This is a genomic window from Streptomyces sp. NPDC091377 (genome assembly GCF_044757045.1).
Taxonomy (GTDB): domain Bacteria; phylum Actinomycetota; class Actinomycetes; order Streptomycetales; family Streptomycetaceae; genus Streptomyces.
Window position 1 is genome coordinate 98,570 of sequence record NZ_JBIVUE010000002.1, and the last position, 17,791, is coordinate 116,360.

Consider the following 17,791-nt stretch of genomic DNA (forward strand, 5'->3'; position numbering starts at 1 on the left):
CCCTCACCTCGCGTCCGGCGTCGTCGGCGCGCCCTTGCGGCTGCTGATGATCCGGTCGACCAGACCGTACTCCAGCGCCTCCCGCGCGGTGAGCGTCTTGTCCCGCTCGATGTCCGCGCCGATCTGCTCGGGCGTACGCCCCGTATGCCGTACGAGGATCTGCTCCAGCCGTACGCGCACCCGCTCCAACTCCGCCGCCTGGATGACGAGATCGCTCGTCCGCCCCTCGATCGGCTCCGGCAGCGACGGCTGACGGATCACCATACGGGCGCCGGGCAGGGCCATGCGCTTGCCGGGCGTGCCCGCCGCCAGCAGCACCGCCGCCATGGAGCCGGCCTGGCCCAGGCAGACCGTCTCCACGTCGCAGGTGACGAAGCGGATCGTGTCGTAGATCGCCGACATGGCGGTGAAGGAGCCGCCGGGGGAGTTGATGTACAGCGAGATGTCGCGGTCCGGGTCCTGGTGCTCCAGATGCATGAACTGGGCCATCACGTCGTTCGCCGCGATGTCGTCCACGGGGGTGCCGAGGAAGACGATCCGCTCCTCCAGCAGCTTCCCGTACGGGTCCAGGGTCCGCCGGCCGTCGCTCGTGCGCTCGGTGAACTCGGGCAGGACATGACGGAAGGACGGTGGGAGCGGCACGGGCGGCATGATCGGTCGGTTCATGGCGGGCGCCTCCTGGTGGCGGGACAGGCAGGGCAGGACAAGGCGGGACAGGCGGGACAGGTAGGACAGGACAAGGTGGGACAGGCAGGGCAGGTGGGACAGAGCAGGGCAGGACAGGGCTGAGGGGAGGGGTGGCGCGGGTCCCGAGCGGGCCTCCCTCTGTAAAAAATGTACAGGACGTACGTTTCTTTGGCGATGTCCGTCGGCTGCCCCGCCGCGCCCCGTCGTCCCGGTCACCGGCTCCGTAAGCTGGGGGCATGGCCTACGAGATTCCGGTGACGCAAGCCAGGGCTGAGCTAGCCGAGCTGATCAACCGGGTGGTGTACGGCGGTGAGCGCGTGGTCGTGACGCGGCACGGCAAGCCCCTCGTCGCCCTGGTGTCCGCCGCCGACCTCGAACGGCTGGAGGAGCCGGAGGGGGCGCCCGAGCCCGCCGAGGAGCAGGTCATCGGCTCCGTCGCCGCGGTGCGCCAGGTCGCCTCGGCGGCACGCGAGCCCCAGCGGTTCGGCGTCGTGGCCGAGCACCGGGGGCCGAATCCGTCGTAGCCGCCCGGCACGCCCTGCTCGGCGGGGTGGCGGAGGTGACCTTCGCCGACGGACCGCGGGCGCTTCTCGCTCCCCGGCCGGACGACACATGCGCGTAACCCGCCCGCCACGGGGTTAACGCGCAGGAAACGCACCGCAATTAGCCTCCCACCACGCCACCTGCGCCGTTCCGGTGGCCGTGGCCCGCGGACCCGTGCCCGTACGGTCCGCAGTGAGGGAGTGAGGTGGGATGTGCGACTGACCCCGCACGAGCAGGAGAGGCTGCTGATCCATGTCGCGGCCGATGTCGCCGACCGGCGCCGGGCGCGCGGCCTGCGGCTCAATCACCCCGAGGCCGTCGCCCTCATCACCTCGCACCTCCTCGAAGGCGCCCGGGACGGCCGTACGGTCGCCGAACTCATGGCGTCCGGGCGCACGGTGCTCACCCGCGACGAGGTCATGGACGGCATCCCGGAGATGATCCACGACGTCCAGGTGGAGGCCACCTTCCCCGACGGCACCAAGCTCGTGACCGTCCACGATCCGATCGTCTGAGGAGGCGGCGATGATCCCCGGAGAACTGCTCTTCGCCGACGGCCCGATCGTCTGCAACGAGGGCCGGGACGTGACCCGGCTGACCGTCCGCAACGCCGCCGACCGGCCCGTCCAGGTCGGCTCGCACTACCACTTCGCCGAGGCCAACCCCGGCCTGGAGTTCGACCGCGCCGCCGCCCACGGCAGACGGCTCGACGTCCCCGCCGGCACCGCCGTACGGTTCGAGCCCGGCATCCCGGTCGCCGTGCGGCTCGTCCCGCTGGCCGGCGCCCGGATCGTGCCCGGACTGCGCGGCGAGACCGGGGGAGCCCTCGATGGCTGAGCTGTCCCGGGCCGCGTACGCCGATCTGTTCGGGCCGACCACCGGGGACCGGATCCGGCTGGCCGACACCACGTTGCTGGTGGAGATCGAGGAGGACCGCTGCGGCGGCCCCGGACGCGCCGGGGACGAGGCGGTGTTCGGCGGCGGCAAGGTCGTCCGCGAGTCCATGGGCCAGTCCCGCACCACCCGGGCGGAGGGCGCCCCCGACACCGTGATCACCGGAGCCGTGATCATCGACCACTGGGGGGTGGTCAAGGCCGACGTCGGCATCCGGGACGGCCGGATCACCGGCATCGGCAAGGCGGGCAACCCCGACACCATGGACGGCGTCCACCCGGACCTGGTCATCGGCCCCGAGACCGAGATCGTCGCGGGCAACGGACGGCTCCTCACCGCGGGCGCCGTCGACGCCCATGTCCACTTCATCTGTCCGCAGATCGCCGACGAGGCGCTCGCCTCCGGTGTCACCACCCTCGTCGGCGGCGGCACCGGCCCCGCCGAGGGCTCCAAGGCGACCACCGTCACCCCCGGACCCTGGCATCTGGCCCGGATGCTGGAGGCGATGGAGGCATACCCCCTCAACATCGGACTCCTCGGCAAGGGCAACACCGTCTCCCACGAGGCGATGCTGTCCCAGATCCGGGGCGGCGCACTGGGCCTGAAGCTGCACGAGGACTGGGGCTCCACCCCGGCCGCCATCGACGCCGCGCTCACCGTCGCCGACCGCACCGGCATCCAGGTCGCCATCCACACGGACACCCTCAACGAGGCCGGGTTCGTGCAGGACACCCTCGCCGCGATCGCCGGTCGCGGCATCCACGCCTACCACACCGAGGGTGCGGGCGGCGGGCACGCGCCCGACATCATGACCGTGGTCTCCGAGCCCCATGTGCTGCCCAGTTCGACCAATCCGACCCGGCCCTTCACCGTCAACACCGCCGAGGAACACCTCGACATGCTGATGGTCTGCCACCACCTCAACCCGGCCGTCCCCGAGGACCTCGCCTTCGCCGAGTCCCGGATCCGGCCCTCCACCATCGGCGCCGAGGACCTCCTCCACGACCTGGGCGCCATCTCGATCATCTCCTCCGACGCCCAGGCCATGGGCCGGGTCGGCGAGGTCGTCCTGCGCACCTGGCAGACCGCGCACGTCATGAAACGCCGACGCGGGCCCCTGCCCGGCGACGGACACGCCGACAACCACCGCGTACGTCGCTATGTCGCCAAGTACACGATCAACCCGGCCCTCGCCCAGGGTCTCGCCCGGGAGATCGGCTCGGTCGAGACCGGTAAGCTCGCCGACCTCGTCCTGTGGGACCCGGCGTTCTTCGGCGTCAAGCCGCTGCTCGTCCTCAAGGGCGGACAGATCGCGTACGCGCAGATGGGCGACGCCAACGCCTCCATCCCGACCCCGCAGCCGGTGCTGCCCCGGCCGATGTACGGGGCGATCGGCCGCGCGCCCGCCGCGAACTCGGTGAACTTCGTGGCACCCCTCGCGGTCGAGGACGGCCTGCCGGAGCGGCTCGGGCTCGGGAAACGGTGGGTCACCATCGACTCCACGCGCGCGGTCACCAAGGCGGACATGCGCGAGAACGACGCCCGGCCCGACGTCCGGGTGGACCCCGACAGCTTCGCCGTCCGGATCGACGGCGAACTGGTCGAGGCGGTACCCGCCGAGGAGTTGCCCATGGCCCAGCGGTACTTCCTGTTCTGACCGCGCCGATTCCGACCGAGCCGACCGTCCCTGCTGCCCCCACCGTCCCTGCTGTACCGACCGTCCCTGCTGTCCCCACCGTCCCGGGTGTTCCGGGCCGCCCGTACCCCCTGTTCCGAAGACCTGCTCACCCGACGGAGGCCAGATGTCCAGGGCGGCGTTGCTCCTGCTGTCCGACGGGCGGTTCCCCGCGGGCGGCCACGCGCACTCCGGTGGGGCCGAGGCCGCCGTCCGGGCCGGCCGGATCACGGACGCGGTGAGCCTGGAGGCGTTCTGCCGGGGCCGATTGCACACGACGGGGCTGGTCGGCGCCGCACTCGCCGCCTCCGCCGCGCTGGGCGCCGACCCAGCCGCCCTGGACGAGGCCGCCGACGCCCGGACCCCCTCCCCGGCACTGCGCGCCGCCGCCCGCCGACTGGGCCGCCAGTTGCTGCGCGCGGCCCGCGCCACCTGGCCGTCGGACGAACTGGACACCCTCGCCCGGGCGTTCCCCAAGGGGGCGCATCAGCCGGTGGTGCTGGGTGTGGTGGCCCGGACGGCGGGCCTGGAACCCGGTGACGCTGCGCACTGCGCGGCCTACGAGAGCGTCAGCGGGGCGGCGTCGGCGACGGTGCGGCTGCTGAGCCTCGACCCGTTCCAGGCGAGCGGGGTGCTGGCCCGGCTGGCGCGGGACGTGGACCGGGTGGCCGAACGGGCCCTGGAGGCGGCGGAACGGGTCACCGCGGAGGGGGCCGAGGCACTGCCCGCCGGATCCGCCCCGCTGCTGGAGATCGGGGCCGAGGCGCACGCGGCGTGGAGCGCGCGCCTGTTCGCGTCCTGAGCGCCACCCCGCCACCTTCGCCACATCCATCGCCCCAACCGCCCTCGTCCCCTGTCCCCTCCGCCCCTCTCGGAAGGAACCGCCGTGCACCTCGACCACGCGCACCCCCTGACCCCGGCCGTGAGCGCCGACTCCCACCGGCCCGACGGCAGCCGCCGCGCCCTGCGCATCGGGCTCGGCGGGCCCGTCGGATCGGGGAAGACCGCCACCGTGGCGGCGCTCTGCCGGGCCCTGCGGCAAGAGCTGTCCCTGGCTGTCGTCACCAATGACATCTACACACGGGAGGACGCTGAATTCCTCCTGCGGGAAGCCGTGCTGCCACCGGAACGGATCACCGCCGTGGAGACCGGCGCGTGTCCGCATACGGCGATCCGGGACGACATTTCCGCCAATCTCGAAGCGGTGGAGGAATTGGAGGAAAAGGTCGGACCGGTCGATCTGATTCTCGTCGAGTCCGGCGGCGACAATCTGACGGCGACTTTCTCCAAAGGGCTCGTGGACGCGCAGATTTTCGTCATCGACGTGGCCGGCGGCGACGATATTCCCCGGAAAGGCGGCCCCGGTGTCACCACGGCCGACCTCCTGGTCGTGAACAAGACCGACCTCGCCCCCCATGTCGGCTCCGATCTCGCCCGGATGGCCGCCGACGCCGACACCCAGCGGGCCGGACTGCCGGTCGTGTTCCAGTCCCTCAGGGGTGACGGCGGCGAGCGCGGCGGCGTCGGCGAGGTGGCGGACTGGGTGCGGGCGCGGGTCGCGGCCTGGGTCGTATGACCGCCGTGGCCGACGGGGTACGGGGCCGCGCGCGGATCCTCGCCCGCGCCGACGGGCGGGGCGGGACCGCCCTGCCCGTGCTGGCGGGGGAAGGGCCGCTCGCCGTACGGCGGACCCGGGGGAGCGGCGGCGCCGCGCACGTCACTCTCGTCGGCGCCATGAGCGGGCCCCTCGGCGGCGACCGCTTCTCCGTACGGGCCGAGGTCGCCGAGCACGCCCGCCTGCGGGTCGGAACGGCCGCCGCCACCCTCGCCCTGCCCGGGCAGACCGCGCGGCCCGCCCGCTACGACGTACGGCTCGACGTCGCCGACGGAGGCGAACTCCACTGGCTGCCTGAGCAGTTGATCAGTGTCCGGGGCAGTGAGCTGTATGTCAGGACGTGTGTGGAGGTGGGCACGGCGGGGCGGCTCGTGCTGCGGGAGGAACAGGTACTCGGACGGGCCGGGGAGGAACCCGGGCTGCTCGGAAGCCGTCTCACTGTACGGGTCGGCGGACGGTGTGTGCTCGACCAGGAACTGCTCTGCGGACCGGGGGCACCGGGCGGCTGGGACGGTCCCGCCGGGCTCGACGGACACCGTGCCGTGGGGCAACTGGTCGTCGTACGGCCGGAGTTCGCGCTGCGGCCGGTGGCAGCGCGGGCGCTGGGGACCGAGGCGGCGGTGTTCCCGCTGGCCGGGCCCGCCGTGCTGATCGGCGCGGTCGCGGCCGACGCGCTGCGGCTGCGGGCCCTGCTGGACGAGGCGCTGTCCGACCTGGGGTGAGGGCCATGAGCGGGGACACTCCCCGGTCAACGAACATGCCTCTCCGGTTATCGGATTGGCAAAGAAGCGCTCACCGGTCTGTCCTCAGCGGACACACAGCCGGAAGGATCCCCGTACGTTTCGTATCGATGTGCGGGGAGGTCCCTCTTGAGGGAGAACAGAGCGAACAGACGGGCGGTCGCCCTCGGTTCCGCGGGCGCGCTGGTGGCGACCCTGCTGGCCGGGGCCGTGACCGCGCCGACGGCCAGCGCCGAGGCACTGAAGGGCACCAGCGGCACCAGCGGCACCACCGGCGCCGACGGGGCCTTCGGCCGCAGCCACGGCAAGGACCGGGCCGCGGTCGGCGCCGCGATAGCCGCCGCCCGCGCCGCCAAGGCCGGGATCGCCTGGAAGGACTGTCCCGCGGGCTGGGGCCTGGAGAAGCCCATCCAGTGCGGCTGGGTGAAGGTGCCGCTCGACTACACCAAGCCCTACGGCAAGCAGATCGAGATAGCCGTCGACCGGATCGGCAACACCGGCGGCAAGGACGAGCGCCAGGGCGCCCTCGTCTACAACCCCGGCGGCCCCGGCGGCTCCGGGCTGCGCTTCCCGCGCCGGGTCACCACCGGCAGCCCGGTCTGGGCGAAGACCGCGAAGGCGTACGACTTCGTCGGCTTCGACCCGCGCGGCGTCGGCAAGTCCGCGCCCATCTCCTGTGTCGACCCGCAGGAGTTCGTGAAGGCGCCCAAGCTGGACCCGGTGCCCGACTCCGAGGCCGACAAGCGCGCCCAGCGCAAGCTCGCCCGCGAGTACGCCGAGGGCTGCTACGAGCGCAGCGCCGGGATGCTGCCCCACATGACCACCCCCAACACCGCCCGCGACCTGGACGTCATCCGGGCCGCGCTCGGTGAGAAGAAGCTGAACTTCCTCGGCGTCTCCTACGGCACCTACCTCGCCGCGGTCTACGGCACCCTCTTCCCGGGCCATGTGCGCCGCATGGTCGCCGACAGCGTGGTGAACCCGTCCCGCGAGAAGATCTGGTACCAGGCCAACCTGGACCAGGACATCGCCTTCGAGACCCGCTGGAAGGACTGGCAGGACTGGGTCGCCAAGAACGACGCCACCTTCCACCTCGGCGACACCCGCGCCGAGGTCCAGGCCAAGTGGCTGGCCCTGCGCGCCACCGCCAAGAAGGACCCCATCGGCGGGGTCGTAGGCCCGGCCGAACTGCTCTCCTTCTTCCAGGGCGCCCCGTACTACGACTCCTCGTGGATCCCCGTCGCCACGGTGTTCAGCAAGTACCAGGCCGGTGACACCCAGGCCCTCGTGGACGCCGCCGCCCCCGACCTGTCCGACACCGCGGGCAACGCCACCTCCGAGAACGGCAACGCGGTGTACACGGCCGTCGAGTGCGCCGATGCCAAGTGGCCCACGGACTGGAAGACCTGGGACCGTGACAACACCCGGCTGCACCGCGACTATCCGTTCCTGACCTGGGGCAACGCCTGGATGAACCTGCCCTGTGCCACCTGGCCGGTCCAGCAGAACACCCCGGTGGACGTGAAGACCGGCAAGGGGCTCCCGCCCGTGCTGATCGTCCAGGCCGAGCGGGACGCGGCCACGCCCTACGGCGGCGCGGTCGAGTTGCACAAGCGGTTCAAGGGGTCCCGTCTGATCACCGAGAAGAACGCGGGTTCGCACGGTGTCACCGGGCTGGTCAACCCCTGTGTGAACGACCGGGTCGACACCTATCTCCTCACCGGGAAGGTGGACTCCAAGGATGTGACCTGCGCCCCGCACGCCGTCCCCAAGCCGTAGCGGGACAGGGGCTTCCCGTCCCTCCCGGCCGGCCGAGCGGTGATCCACTCGACCGGCTCCGGGAGGGACTCGGCGTAGGGCGACGACGTCCACCACGACGGCAGAGCCTCAGCCCGGCGGCGTACGGCGGAACCGTCCCCGCCGCTGGGTGACCTGCGCGGCCCGCTCCTGCGCCGACTGCTCCTCGGCCTTGACGACGGACGCGTACCGGTCCACGTACTCCTGCCCCGACAGCGACATGATGGCGTAGAGGATCTCGTCCGTGACCGCGCGCAGGATCGCCTTCTCGTCCTCCAGCCCGGCGTAGCGGGAGAAGTCCAGCGGCTCCCCGAACCGGATGATCACCGGATGGACGCGGGGGATCACCGTGCCGGGCGGCTGTGCCTCGAAGGTGCCGATCATCGCGCACGGCACCACCGGGACCCCCGCCCTGAGCGCCATCACCGCCACTCCGACCTTGCCCTTGTACAGCCGGCCGTCGTGTGAGCGGGTGCCCTCCGGGTAGATGCCGAGCAGTTCGTCCTTGGCCAGCACCCCGAGGCCCTCGCGGATCGCGGCCTGGCCCGCGTCCTTGCCGGAGCGGTCCACCGGGATCTGGCCGGCGCTGCGGAAGAACGCGGCGATGAGGCGCCCCCGCAGACCGGGCCCGGTGAAGTACTCGGCCTTCGCGAGGAACGTGATGCGCCGCTTGAGCACCGCGGGCATCAGGAAGTGGTCGGAGAAGGAGAGATGGTTCCCGGCGACGATGGCCGCGCCGGTCGACGGTACATGGTCGAGGCCCTCGATGCGCGGCCGGAAGACCAGTCTCAGCACCGGGCCCAGCAACACGTACTTGAGCAGGTAGTAGAACACGGCTCGCTCCTGACTTGGCCGGCTCCCCCAGGCACTGGTCTCTCCCAGGGCAAGGCGAGGTTCACGGGAATGGGCTCGCGTGCACCTGTGCCCATCTGTAGCCATGTTCCCCCGGTTCCATGCTGACCGGCCGTCATGTCTCGCCGCCGGAGCCGGAGCCGGGACCCGAACCCGAACCGGGCCCGGAGTCGGATCCCGACCCCGACCCCGACCCGGATCCCGACCCCGACCCCGGCCCGGATCCCGGCCCGGCCCCCGGCCCCGACTCCGCCTCCGACTCCGACCGTGCCCGCGCCGCCCTGCGCAGCCGGTGGTGGCGGGTCGGCCCCTGCTCCGTGACCGCGTCCCCGACCATGGTCCGTACGACGTCCCGCATCCGGTGCAGGGCCTGGTGCGGTGCCGGACCGGCACCCGGGTCCTCCCGCATCTCCTTCAGCAGCGCCCAGCACAGCAGCAGCATGACCACCACGAAGGGCAGCGCCACCAGGATCGTCGCGGTCTGCAACGAGCTGAGGCCGCCCACCACGAGCAGCACCGCCGCCACCGCCGCCATCAGCACCCCCCACAGCACGACGAGCCAGGACGCCGGATGCAGCGCGCCGCGGCTGGTCAGCGAGCCCATCACCAGCGACGCCGAGTCGGCGCTGGTGATGAAGTAGGTCATGACCAGGATCATCGCGAGGAACGAGGTCACGGTGCCGATCGGCAGCGCGTCCAGCATGCCGAAGAGCGACGCCTCCGCCCCGGTCTTCACCGTGCCCGCGAGATCCGCCTTCCCGGTCATCTCCAGCCGCAGCGCCGTACCGCCCATGACACAGAACCAGATGACCGTGGCGCCGCTCGGCACCAGCAGGACGCCGAGGAGGAACTCGCGGACGGTCCGGCCGTGCGAGATACGGGCGATGAAGGTGCCGACGAAGGGGGCCCACGACAGCCACCAGGCCCAGTAGAAGATCGTCCAGGCCCCCAGCCACGCCTGGTCGGTGAAGGCGCCGGTCCGGGAGGCCATCGGCAGCAGGTTCTGGAGATAGCCGCCCACGGACGCGGGGATGGTGTCGAGGATGTAGACCGTGGGGCCGAGCAGGAAGACGAACAGCATCAGGGCCGCGGCGAGCACGATGTTCAGGGTCGACAGCCACTTGATGCCGCGGTGCAGCCCGGAGAACGCGGACGCCACGAAGGCCGCCGACAGCACCGCGATGATGAGGAGCTGGGTGGTGCGGGTGGCGTCGATGCCCGATGTGATGTCGAGCCCCTCGGCGACCTGGAGCGCCCCGAGGCCCAGGCTGGTCGCGGTGCCGAAGACGGTCGCGAAGACCGCCAGCAGATCGATCACCTTGCCCTGCCAGCCCTCCGCCCGGCGGGCGCCGAGCAGCGGGACGAAGGCCGCGCTCAGCCGGTTGCCCCGGCCCTTGCGGAAACCGGCGTAGGCCAGGGCGAGTCCCGCGATGCCGTAGATCGCCCAGGGGGTCAGCGTCCAGTGGAAGAACGAGTACTCCAGGGCGGTGCGCGCCGCCTCCGGGGTCCGCGCCTGGACGCCGGAGGCCGGAGGCGGGTCGAGGAAGTGGGTCAGCGGTTCGCCGACACCGTAGAACATCAGGCCGATGCCCATGCCCGCGCTGAACATCATCGCGATCCAGGCGAGGTTCCCGAACTCGGGCTGGGAGCCGTCCTCGCCCAGCCTGATCCGGCCGAACCGGCTGAACGCGATCACCACGCACAGGACGAGGAAGACATCCGCGGCCACCACGAACAGCCAGCCGAAGTTGCTCAGCACCCAGGAGAGACCGGCGGCGGAGGCCGTGTCGAAGGACTGGTCACCGAGCCAGGCCCACAGCACCACGGCGATGACGGCGGCCATCCCCACGCCGACGAGGATCCGGTCGGGCGCAGGGGAGGCCGCCGGGTCCGGCGGGGGCCCGGACGCGGGCGGGTCGGTCAGTTCCGTGCTCATGCCGACCCACTATGAGACGCGGGTCACGGCCTCGGTGCGACGGCACGCCGGGCGGCCGGCCGCGCACCGGCCGCCCTCCCCTCCTCCGGCCGATCAGCGGCCCAGTACCTTCTCCAGCGCCCCGAGCGCCGAGCGCAGCTCGTCGTCCGTGATCGTGAGCGGCGGGGCCAGCCGGATGGTGGAGCCGTGGGTGTCCTTCACCAGGACGCCCTCCGCCAGCAGCCGTTCGCTGATCTCCCGGCCGGTGCCGAGGGCCGGGTCGATGTCGACCCCCGCCCACAGCCCGCGGGCGCGGAAGCCGAGCACGCCCCGGCCGACCAGCTCGGTCAGACCGTCCCGCAGGACCACGCCCGCCTCGGCCGCCCGGCGCTGGAACCCGCCGGTCTCCAGCAGTTCCACGACAGCGGTGCCGACCGCCGCGGCCAGCGGGTTCCCGCCGAACGTCGAGCCGTGCTCGCCCGGCTTCAGCACCCCGAGGACCTCACGGCTGCCGACCACCGCCGACACCGGTACGATCCCGCCGCCCAGCGCCTTGCCGAGCAGCACGACGTCCGGGACCACGTCCTCGTGGTCCACCGCGAGGGTGCGGCCGGTGCGCCCGAGGCCCGACTGGATCTCGTCGGCGATGAGGAGGCAGCCCGTCCGGCGGGTCAGCTCGCGCACCCCCCGCAGATAGCCGTCGTCGGGGACGAGGACGCCCGCCTCGCCCTGGATGGGCTCGATCAGCACGGCCGCCGTGGTCGCGTCGATCGCCGCCTCCATGGCCGCGAGGTCGTTGTACGGGACGACCCTGAAGCCCGGGGTGAAGGGGCCGAAGCCGGTGCGCGCGGTCTCGTCCGTCGAGAAGCTGACGATCGTCGTCGTACGGCCGTGGAAGTTGTCGGCCGCGACGACGATGGTCGCCCGGTCGGCGGGGACGCCCTTGACGTCGTAGGCCCATTTGCGGGCCACCTTGATGCCGCTCTCCACCGCCTCGGCGCCGGTGTTCATCGGCAGCATCATGTCCTGGCCGACGAGGGCGGTGAGCCGTTCGGCGAACTCGGCGAGCCGGTCGTTGTGGAAGGCGCGCGAGGTCAGGGTCAGCCGGTCGAGCTGACGGTGGGCGGCGGCTATGAGCGCCGGGTGGCGGTGGCCGAAGTTGAGCGCCGAGTAGCCGGCCAGCAGGTCCAGGTGGCGGCGGCCCTCGACGTCCTCGACCCAGGCGCCCTCGGCCGCGGCGACGACCACGGGCAGCGGGTGGTAGTTGTGCGCGAGCACCGGCTCCTCGGCGCGGATCAGCTCGGCGGTCGTCCGGGCGGAGCCCTCGGTGCAGGCGGCGGCGTCGGTTCGGGCGGGAGCGGTCATCAGCGGATCTCCTGGGTGCAGCACTTGATGCCACCGCCGGCCTTCTGGAACTCCGACAGGTCGACGGGGACGGGGACATAGCCGCGCGCGGCGACCTGTTCGGCCAGGGCCGTGGCGCCGGGCGCGATGAAGACATGGCGGCCGTCGGAGACGGAGTTCAGCCCGAAGACCATGGCGTCCTGACGGGTGGCGAGCACCGCGTCCGGGTAGAGCCGGGCGAGCACCTCGCGGCTGCCGGGGGAGAAGGCGTCCGGGTAGTACGCGATGTTCTCCTCGCGCTCCCCGCTCCCGTCGTCCAGGACGAACAGCGCCGTGTCCAGGTGGTAGAAGTACGGGTCCACCAGCCGCAGCCCGATCACCGGCACACCGAAGAACTCCTGCGCCTCGCGGTGGGCCTCGGGCGTGGTGCGGAAACCGGTGCCCGCCAGCACGTACCGGCCGGTGGGGACGAGATCGCCCTCGCCCTCGCAGACCGCCTCGGGCCGCTGGACGGCATAGCCGGCCTGCTTGAACCAGGTGTCGTAGGGCACGGACTCGGGACGGCGCTCGGGGGCGTGGAAGAGGGCGCCGAAGACCCGGCCCTCGATCACGACGGCCGAGTTCGCGGCGAAGACCATGTCGGGCAGGCCCGCCACCGGCTCCACCAGATCCACCGTGTGGCCGTGGGTCTGGTAGGCGCGGATCAGCGTCCGCCACTGCTCCTGCGCGAGATCGACGTCGACCTTGACGTCGGGATGCATCCAGGGGTTGATCGCGTACTGCACGGCGAAGTGTCTGGGTTCGCAGACGAGATAGCGCCGTCGGCGCGGCACACGGGGCTCGGACACAGAGGGGTTCCTCCGCTTCCTGCGATGTGATGGGGTGACACCACGGTAGAAAGCGGCGGATACGGTCGACAAGCAACAAAAGCTGCGCGTCCACGCAGCAACGCTGCGTGTCGATCAGCTCTCACGCAGCACTGTTGCGTTTCGACCGGCTCCGGGGCCCGCTCAGGAACCCGCCTCCGGGGCGGGCTGGGTCGCCCCGGCCTCCGGAGCGTCCGGGATCAGATGGGACAGCACCATCACACTGATCGTCTTCCGGATGAACGGCTCGGTGCGGATCCGCTCCAGCACCTCCTCGAAGTGCCCCACGTCCCGCGCCCGGACATGCAGCAACGCGTCCGCGCCCCCGGTCACCGTCATCGCCGCCGCGATCTCCGGATGGTTGCGCACCACCTCGGCCAGCCGCCGCGGCGGCGCCGCCCGCTCGCAGTACACCTCGACGTACGCCTCCGTGCGCCAGCCCAGCGCCGACGGCTGCACCGTCGCCGTGAACCCGGTGATCACCCCGGTCTCCCGCAGCCGGTCCACCCGCCGCTTGACCGCCGTCGAGGACAGCCCGACCGCCGCGCCGATCTCGGCGAAACTGGTCCTGGCGTTCGCCATCAGCGCGGTGACGATCTTCCGGTCCAGTTCGTCGAAGGACGCCTGACCCCCGCTCACGCGGCCACCCCACCCGTGTTCACGCGGGCACCTCCGTGGTGTTCATGCGGGCACTCTATCCAGGGGAAACGGCCACGTCGGACACGTGGGCAGGCGTACGGATTCCTCCTAGACTCCACGTTCATGCTGCGCGCCCTCGCTGTGGACGACGAACGCCCCTCCCTGGAGGAGTTGGTGTACCTGCTGAACGCGGATCCGCGGATCGGCAGCGCCGAGGGGGCCGGCGACGCCACCGAGGCGCTGCGCCGCATCAACCGGGCCCTGGAGTCCGGACCGCACGGCCCCGAGGCCATCGACGTCGTCTTCCTCGACATCAACATGCCCGGCCTCGACGGACTCGACCTCGCCCGGCTGCTCACCGGCTTCGCCGAGCCCCCACTGGTCGTCTTCGTCACCGCGCACGAGGACTTCGCCGTACAGGCGTTCGAATTGAAGGCGGTCGACTATGTCCTCAAACCCGTCCGCAAGGAACGACTCGCCGAAGCCGTACGCCGCGCCGCCGCCCTGCGCGCCCCGGAACACCCCGCCGCCCCGCGCATCCCCGTGCACGAACCCGACCCCGACCAGATCCCCGTCGAACTCGGCGGCGTCACCCGCTTCGTCCCCGTCGACGACATCACCCATGTCGAGGCCCAGGGCGACTACGCCCGACTGCACACCGCCAAGGGCAGCCACCTGGTCCGCATCCCCGTCTCCACCCTGGAGGAACGCTGGCGCTCCCGCGGCTTCCTGCGCATCCACCGCCGCCATCTCGTCGCCCTGCGCCACATCGGCGAACTCCGTCTCGACGCGGGCACCGTCAGCGTCGTCATCGGCACCGAGGAACTCCAGGTCAGCCGCCGCCACGCCCGCGAACTGCGCGACCTGCTCATGAGGAGGCCCTGACGTGCCCCCCGCGCCCCACCCCACCCGGAGACGATGACGATGCCCCCCGACTCCACCGAACGCCGGGTCGTCGTCACCGGCCCGCCCCGCCGCGCCCGCCGCGCCTCCGGCTACTACCGGCCCCGCACCGAGATCGACGAACAGACCACCCTCGGCCACGCCTACGTCCGCTCCCTCATGCGCAGCCAGCTCCGCGCCGCCCTCACCGTCTTCGCCGTGCTCGTGCTGCTGGTCGCCCCGCTGCCGCTGCTCTTCTCGGTCGCCCCCGACGCCCGCCTCGAATGGGCCGTCCTCGGCTTCGGCGTCTACGTCCCCCTGGTCCTGCTCGCCCGCTGGTACGTCCGCCGCGCCGAACGCAACGAACGCGACTTCGTCCGCCTGGTCGGGGACCGCTGAGGCCGGTGGCACCCGCGTGAACTCCGGCTACACCGTCACCGCCGTCGCCCTCGTGGTGGTCGCGACCGTCCTCGTCGGCGCCTTCGGCCTGCGCATATCCCGCACCACCTCCGACTTCTACGTCGCCTCCCGCACCGTCGGCCCCCGCCTCAACGCCGCCGCCATCAGCGGCGAGTACCTCTCCGCCGCCTCCTTCCTCGGCATCGCCGGACTCGTCCTCGTCCAGGGCCCCGACATGCTCTGGTACCCGGTCGGCTACACCGCCGGCTATCTCGTCCTGCTGCTCTTCGTCGCCGCCCCGCTGCGCCGCTCCGGCGCCTACACCCTCCCCGACTTCGCCGAGGCCCGCCTCGCCTCCCAGACCGTACGGCGCCTCGCGGGCGCCTTCGTCGTCGGCGTCGGCTGGCTCTACCTGCTGCCCCAGCTCCAGAGCGCCGGCCTCACCCTCACCGTGCTCACCGGCGCCCCCGACTCCCTCGGCGGCCTGATCGTCGCCGTCGTCGTCACCGCGACCGTCGCCGCGGGCGGCATGCGCAGCATCACCTTCGTCCAGGCGTTCCAGTACTGGCTCAAGCTCACCGCGCTCCTCGTCCCCGCCCTGTTCCTGGTCCTCGCCTGGCAGGGCGACGGGGCACCCCGGCACGCCTTCGACGAACCCGCCGCCTTCCGCGAGCAGCGCAGCGTCACCGTCGACGCCACCCTCGACCTGCGCCTCCAGAGCCCGCTGACCGTGACGGTCGACGGCACCGTCGACGGCCGCCGCCACCAGGACACCGCGCTCCACCTGCCCGCCGGCACCCACCGCGTCGAACGCGGCACCCGGCTCACCTTCGCCGCCGGCGACCCGGTCCCCACCGGCCGGCACGACACCGGCGGCGGACTGTCCACCTCGTTCGCCGACGGCCGCGAGGAACGCCCGCTGTACGCCACCTACGGACTGATCCTCGCCACCTTCCTCGGCACCATGGGCCTGCCGCACGTCGTCGTCCGCTTCTACACCAGCCCGCACGGCGTCGCCGCCCGCCGCACCACCGTCGCCGTCCTCGCCCTCATCGGCGGCTTCTACCTGCTGCCGCCCGTCTACGGCGCCCTCGGCCGCCTCTACGCCCCCGAACTCACCCTCACCGGCGACGCCGACGCCGCCGTCCTGCTGCTGCCCGAACGGATCATCGGCGGCACGGGCGGCGACCTGCTCGGCGCGCTGGTCGCCGGGGGCGCCTTCGCCGCGTTCCTGTCCACCGCATCCGGCCTCACCATGGCCGTCGCCGGAGTCCTCACCCAGGACGTGCTGCCCGCCCGCGGCGTCCGCCACTTCCGGCTCGGCACCGTCCTCGCCATGGCCCCGCCGCTCGCCGCCGGCGTCCTGGTCGGCGGACTGCCCGTCGCCGACGCCGTCGGCCTCGCCTTCGCCGTCTCCGCGTCCTCCTTCTGCCCGCTGCTCGTCCTCGGCATCTGGTGGCGCCGCCTCACCCCGCACGGCGCCGCCGCCGGCATGCTCATCGGCGGCGGCTCGGCGTTCCTCGCGGTCACCACGACCATGGCCGGACTCCCCGGCACCGGCTGGCTGCACACCCTGCTCGCCTGGCCCGCCGTCTGGTCCGTCCCGCTCGGCTTCCTCACCATGATCCTGGTCTCCCTCGCCACCCCGGGCCGGGTCCCCGCGGGCACCGCGGCGATCCTGGCCCGCTTCCATCTGCCCGAGGACCTGCGCACGGAGGCGAAGGGATGACCGGATTCATCGCGGGGCTCTGCGTCGCCGTCCTGCCCCTGCTCGCCGCCGGCTTCTGGCTGGGACGGCGCACCGCCCGGCCGGACAGCCTCGCCGGACTCGGCACCCCCGTCGAGCACGCCACCTTCCAGACCCTGCACACCGCCTCCCTCGCCGCCCCCGCCCTGCGCGCCGGACTCACCGAGGAGACCGCCCGCAGATCCGCCCCCCGGCTGCGCTCCCTCCTCGGCACCGACGCGCTCTGCCTCACCGACACCGACCGGGTCCTCGCCTGGGACGGCATCGGCGACCATCACCGCGCCGAGGTCATGCAACGCCTCGCGGGCCCCCTCGACACCGGCCGCGGCGAAGCCTTCCCGCTGACCTGCGACGCCCCCGACTGCCCCGTGCGCTGGGCCGTCGTCGCCCCCCTCACCGTGGACGACCGGGTGCACGGCGCCCTGGTCGCCTGCGCGCCCCGCGAGTCCGCCGTCCTGGTCCGCGCGGCCGGCGAGGTCGCCCGCTGGGTCTCCGTCCAACTGGAGCTGGCCGACCTGGACCAGTCCCGCACCCGGCTGATCGAGGCCGAGATCAAGGCCCTGCGCGCCCAGATATCCCCGCACTTCATCTTCAACTCGCTCGCGGTGATCGCCTCGTTCGTGCGCACCGACCCCGAGCACGCCCGGGAGCTGCTCCTGGAGTTCGCCGACTTCACCCGCTACTCGTTCCGCAAGCACGGCGACTTCACCACCCTCGCCGACGAACTGCACGCCATCGACCAGTACCTCGCCCTGGTCCGCGCCCGCTTCGGCGACCGGCTCTCCGTCACCCTCCAGATCGCCCCCGAGGTGCTCCCCGTCGCCCTGCCCTTCCTCTGCCTCCAGCCACTCGTGGAGAACGCCGTCAAACACGGACTGGAAGGCCGCACCACCACCTGCCGGATCAGCATCACCGCCCAGGACGCGGGCGCGGAGGCGCTCGTGGTCATCGAGGACGACGGCGCCGGCATGGACCCGGACGCGCTGCGCCGCATCCTCGCCGGTGAGGTCAGCCCCTCCGGCGGCATCGGCCTGTCCAACGTCGACGACCGGCTCCGCCAGGTCTACGGCGACGACCACGGCCTCGTGATCGAGACCGCGGCCGGCGCCGGAATGAAGATCACCGCCCGGCTGCCCAAGTACCAGCCGGGCGTGCACTCGGCCCGCGGACTGCCCGGGCAGTGACCCGGACCGCCC

General features: G+C 72.4%; 18 protein-coding genes. 12 read left to right on the forward strand and 6 right to left on the reverse strand.

Translation table 11 applies throughout. From position 1 onward, the window contains the following. Positions 1-3 precede the first annotated feature (3 nt). A complete protein-coding gene (locus tag ACIQNG_RS04640) occupies positions 4-666 on the reverse strand; it encodes an ATP-dependent Clp protease proteolytic subunit (protein WP_401482593.1) in 663 nt (220 codons plus the stop codon). Between the two features lie 257 nt (positions 667-923). Between ACIQNG_RS04640 and ACIQNG_RS04645 the strand changes: the two genes are divergently transcribed. The 8 genes from ACIQNG_RS04645 to ACIQNG_RS04680 all read left to right on the forward strand — a co-directional run bounded on the left by ACIQNG_RS04645 (position 924) and on the right by ACIQNG_RS04680 (position 7,933). Further along, positions 924-1,211 (forward strand): type II toxin-antitoxin system Phd/YefM family antitoxin, encoded by a 288-nt coding sequence (locus ACIQNG_RS04645; protein WP_401482594.1) that lies wholly within the window; start codon positions 924-926, stop codon positions 1,209-1,211. Positions 1,212-1,442: 231 nt separating this feature from the next. After that, positions 1,443-1,745 (forward strand): urease subunit gamma, encoded by a 303-nt coding sequence (locus tag ACIQNG_RS04650; RefSeq protein WP_401431380.1) that lies wholly within the window; start codon positions 1,443-1,445, stop codon positions 1,743-1,745. A 10-nt stretch (positions 1,746-1,755) separates the two neighbouring features. Beyond that, positions 1,756-2,067 (forward strand): urease subunit beta, encoded by a 312-nt coding sequence (locus ACIQNG_RS04655; RefSeq protein WP_401431377.1) that lies wholly within the window; start codon positions 1,756-1,758, stop codon positions 2,065-2,067. After that, positions 2,060-3,781 (forward strand): urease subunit alpha, encoded by a 1,722-nt coding sequence (locus ACIQNG_RS04660; RefSeq protein WP_401482595.1) that lies wholly within the window; start codon positions 2,060-2,062, stop codon positions 3,779-3,781. The genes ACIQNG_RS04655 and ACIQNG_RS04660 overlap by 8 nt, the downstream gene beginning before the upstream one ends. A 145-nt stretch (positions 3,782-3,926) precedes the next feature. Then, positions 3,927-4,601, forward strand: coding sequence for an urease accessory protein UreF (locus ACIQNG_RS04665; RefSeq protein WP_401482596.1), 675 nt, complete (start codon positions 3,927-3,929; stop codon positions 4,599-4,601). 84 nt (positions 4,602-4,685) lie between these two features. After that, positions 4,686-5,375 (forward strand): urease accessory protein UreG, encoded by a 690-nt coding sequence (gene ureG / locus ACIQNG_RS04670; RefSeq protein ID WP_401482597.1) that lies wholly within the window; start codon positions 4,686-4,688, stop codon positions 5,373-5,375. Further along, positions 5,372-6,136 (forward strand): urease accessory protein UreD, encoded by a 765-nt coding sequence (locus ACIQNG_RS04675; protein ID WP_401482598.1) that lies wholly within the window; start codon positions 5,372-5,374, stop codon positions 6,134-6,136. Before ureG ends, ACIQNG_RS04675 begins: the two co-directional genes overlap by 4 nt. A 147-nt stretch (positions 6,137-6,283) precedes the next feature. Next, positions 6,284-7,933 (forward strand): alpha/beta hydrolase, encoded by a 1,650-nt coding sequence (locus tag ACIQNG_RS04680; RefSeq protein ID WP_401482599.1) that lies wholly within the window; start codon positions 6,284-6,286, stop codon positions 7,931-7,933. A gap of 108 nt (positions 7,934-8,041) precedes the next feature. Here the strand turns inward: ACIQNG_RS04680 and ACIQNG_RS04685 are convergent, their stop codons facing one another. From ACIQNG_RS04685 to ACIQNG_RS04705, 5 genes are all read right to left on the reverse strand, one after another. After that, complete coding sequence (locus tag ACIQNG_RS04685; protein ID WP_401482600.1) at positions 8,042-8,785, reverse strand: lysophospholipid acyltransferase family protein; 744 nt, start codon at positions 8,783-8,785, stop codon at positions 8,042-8,044. A gap of 133 nt (positions 8,786-8,918) precedes the next feature. Beyond that, positions 8,919-10,739: a BCCT family transporter gene (locus ACIQNG_RS04690; RefSeq protein ID WP_401482601.1), complete on the reverse strand. Its 1,821-nt coding sequence runs from the start codon at positions 10,737-10,739 to the stop codon at positions 8,919-8,921. 93 nt (positions 10,740-10,832) lie between these two features. Further along, positions 10,833-12,083 (reverse strand): ornithine--oxo-acid transaminase, encoded by a 1,251-nt coding sequence (rocD, locus tag ACIQNG_RS04695; protein ID WP_401482602.1) that lies wholly within the window; start codon positions 12,081-12,083, stop codon positions 10,833-10,835. After that, entirely contained in the window at positions 12,083-12,910 is an 828-nt protein-coding gene (ddaH, locus tag ACIQNG_RS04700) for a dimethylargininase (RefSeq protein WP_401482603.1), read from the reverse strand. Before ddaH ends, rocD begins: the two co-directional genes overlap by 1 nt. A 162-nt stretch (positions 12,911-13,072) precedes the next feature. Then, entirely contained in the window at positions 13,073-13,567 is a 495-nt protein-coding gene (locus tag ACIQNG_RS04705; protein ID WP_401482604.1) for an Lrp/AsnC family transcriptional regulator, read from the reverse strand. A 123-nt stretch (positions 13,568-13,690) separates the two neighbouring features. Here ACIQNG_RS04705 and ACIQNG_RS04710 point away from each other — a divergent pair, with 123 nt between their 5' ends. The 4 genes from ACIQNG_RS04710 to ACIQNG_RS04725 are packed head-to-tail and all read left to right on the forward strand — an operon-like array spanning position 13,691 to position 17,779. Continuing rightward, positions 13,691-14,452: a LytR/AlgR family response regulator transcription factor gene (locus ACIQNG_RS04710; RefSeq protein WP_401431351.1), complete on the forward strand. Its 762-nt coding sequence runs from the start codon at positions 13,691-13,693 to the stop codon at positions 14,450-14,452. 39 nt (positions 14,453-14,491) lie between these two features. After that, on the forward strand, positions 14,492-14,848 hold the full coding sequence (locus ACIQNG_RS04715) for a hypothetical protein (RefSeq protein ID WP_401431433.1): 357 nt from the start codon (positions 14,492-14,494) through the stop codon (positions 14,846-14,848). Between the two features lie 16 nt (positions 14,849-14,864). After that, on the forward strand, positions 14,865-16,577 hold the full coding sequence (locus ACIQNG_RS04720; protein WP_401431348.1) for a cation acetate symporter: 1,713 nt from the start codon (positions 14,865-14,867) through the stop codon (positions 16,575-16,577). Further along, positions 16,574-17,779, forward strand: a complete 1,206-nt coding sequence (locus ACIQNG_RS04725) for a sensor histidine kinase (protein ID WP_401482605.1) — start codon at positions 16,574-16,576, stop codon at positions 17,777-17,779. Before ACIQNG_RS04720 ends, ACIQNG_RS04725 begins: the two co-directional genes overlap by 4 nt. The last annotated feature ends 12 nt before the right edge of the window (positions 17,780-17,791 follow it).

Coding starts and splice junctions, on each gene's coding strand:
- ACIQNG_RS04725 (WP_401482605.1), top strand. CDS start 16,574: ATGACCGGATTCATCGCGGGGCTCTGCGTCGCCGTCCTGCCCCTGCTC.
- ACIQNG_RS04665 (WP_401482596.1), top strand. CDS start 3,927: ATGTCCAGGGCGGCGTTGCTCCTGCTGTCCGACGGGCGGTTCCCCGCG.
- ACIQNG_RS04675 (WP_401482598.1), top strand. CDS start 5,372: ATGACCGCCGTGGCCGACGGGGTACGGGGCCGCGCGCGGATCCTCGCC.
- ACIQNG_RS04710 (WP_401431351.1), top strand. CDS start 13,691: ATGCTGCGCGCCCTCGCTGTGGACGACGAACGCCCCTCCCTGGAGGAG.
- ACIQNG_RS04640 (WP_401482593.1), bottom strand. CDS start 666: ATGAACCGACCGATCATGCCGCCCGTGCCGCTCCCACCGTCCTTCCGT.
- ACIQNG_RS04645 (WP_401482594.1), top strand. CDS start 924: ATGGCCTACGAGATTCCGGTGACGCAAGCCAGGGCTGAGCTAGCCGAG.
- ACIQNG_RS04715 (WP_401431433.1), top strand. CDS start 14,492: ATGCCCCCCGACTCCACCGAACGCCGGGTCGTCGTCACCGGCCCGCCC.
- ACIQNG_RS04690 (WP_401482601.1), bottom strand. CDS start 10,739: ATGAGCACGGAACTGACCGACCCGCCCGCGTCCGGGCCCCCGCCGGAC.
- ACIQNG_RS04655 (WP_401431377.1), top strand. CDS start 1,756: ATGATCCCCGGAGAACTGCTCTTCGCCGACGGCCCGATCGTCTGCAAC.
- rocD (WP_401482602.1), bottom strand. CDS start 12,083: ATGACCGCTCCCGCCCGAACCGACGCCGCCGCCTGCACCGAGGGCTCC.
- ACIQNG_RS04660 (WP_401482595.1), top strand. CDS start 2,060: ATGGCTGAGCTGTCCCGGGCCGCGTACGCCGATCTGTTCGGGCCGACC.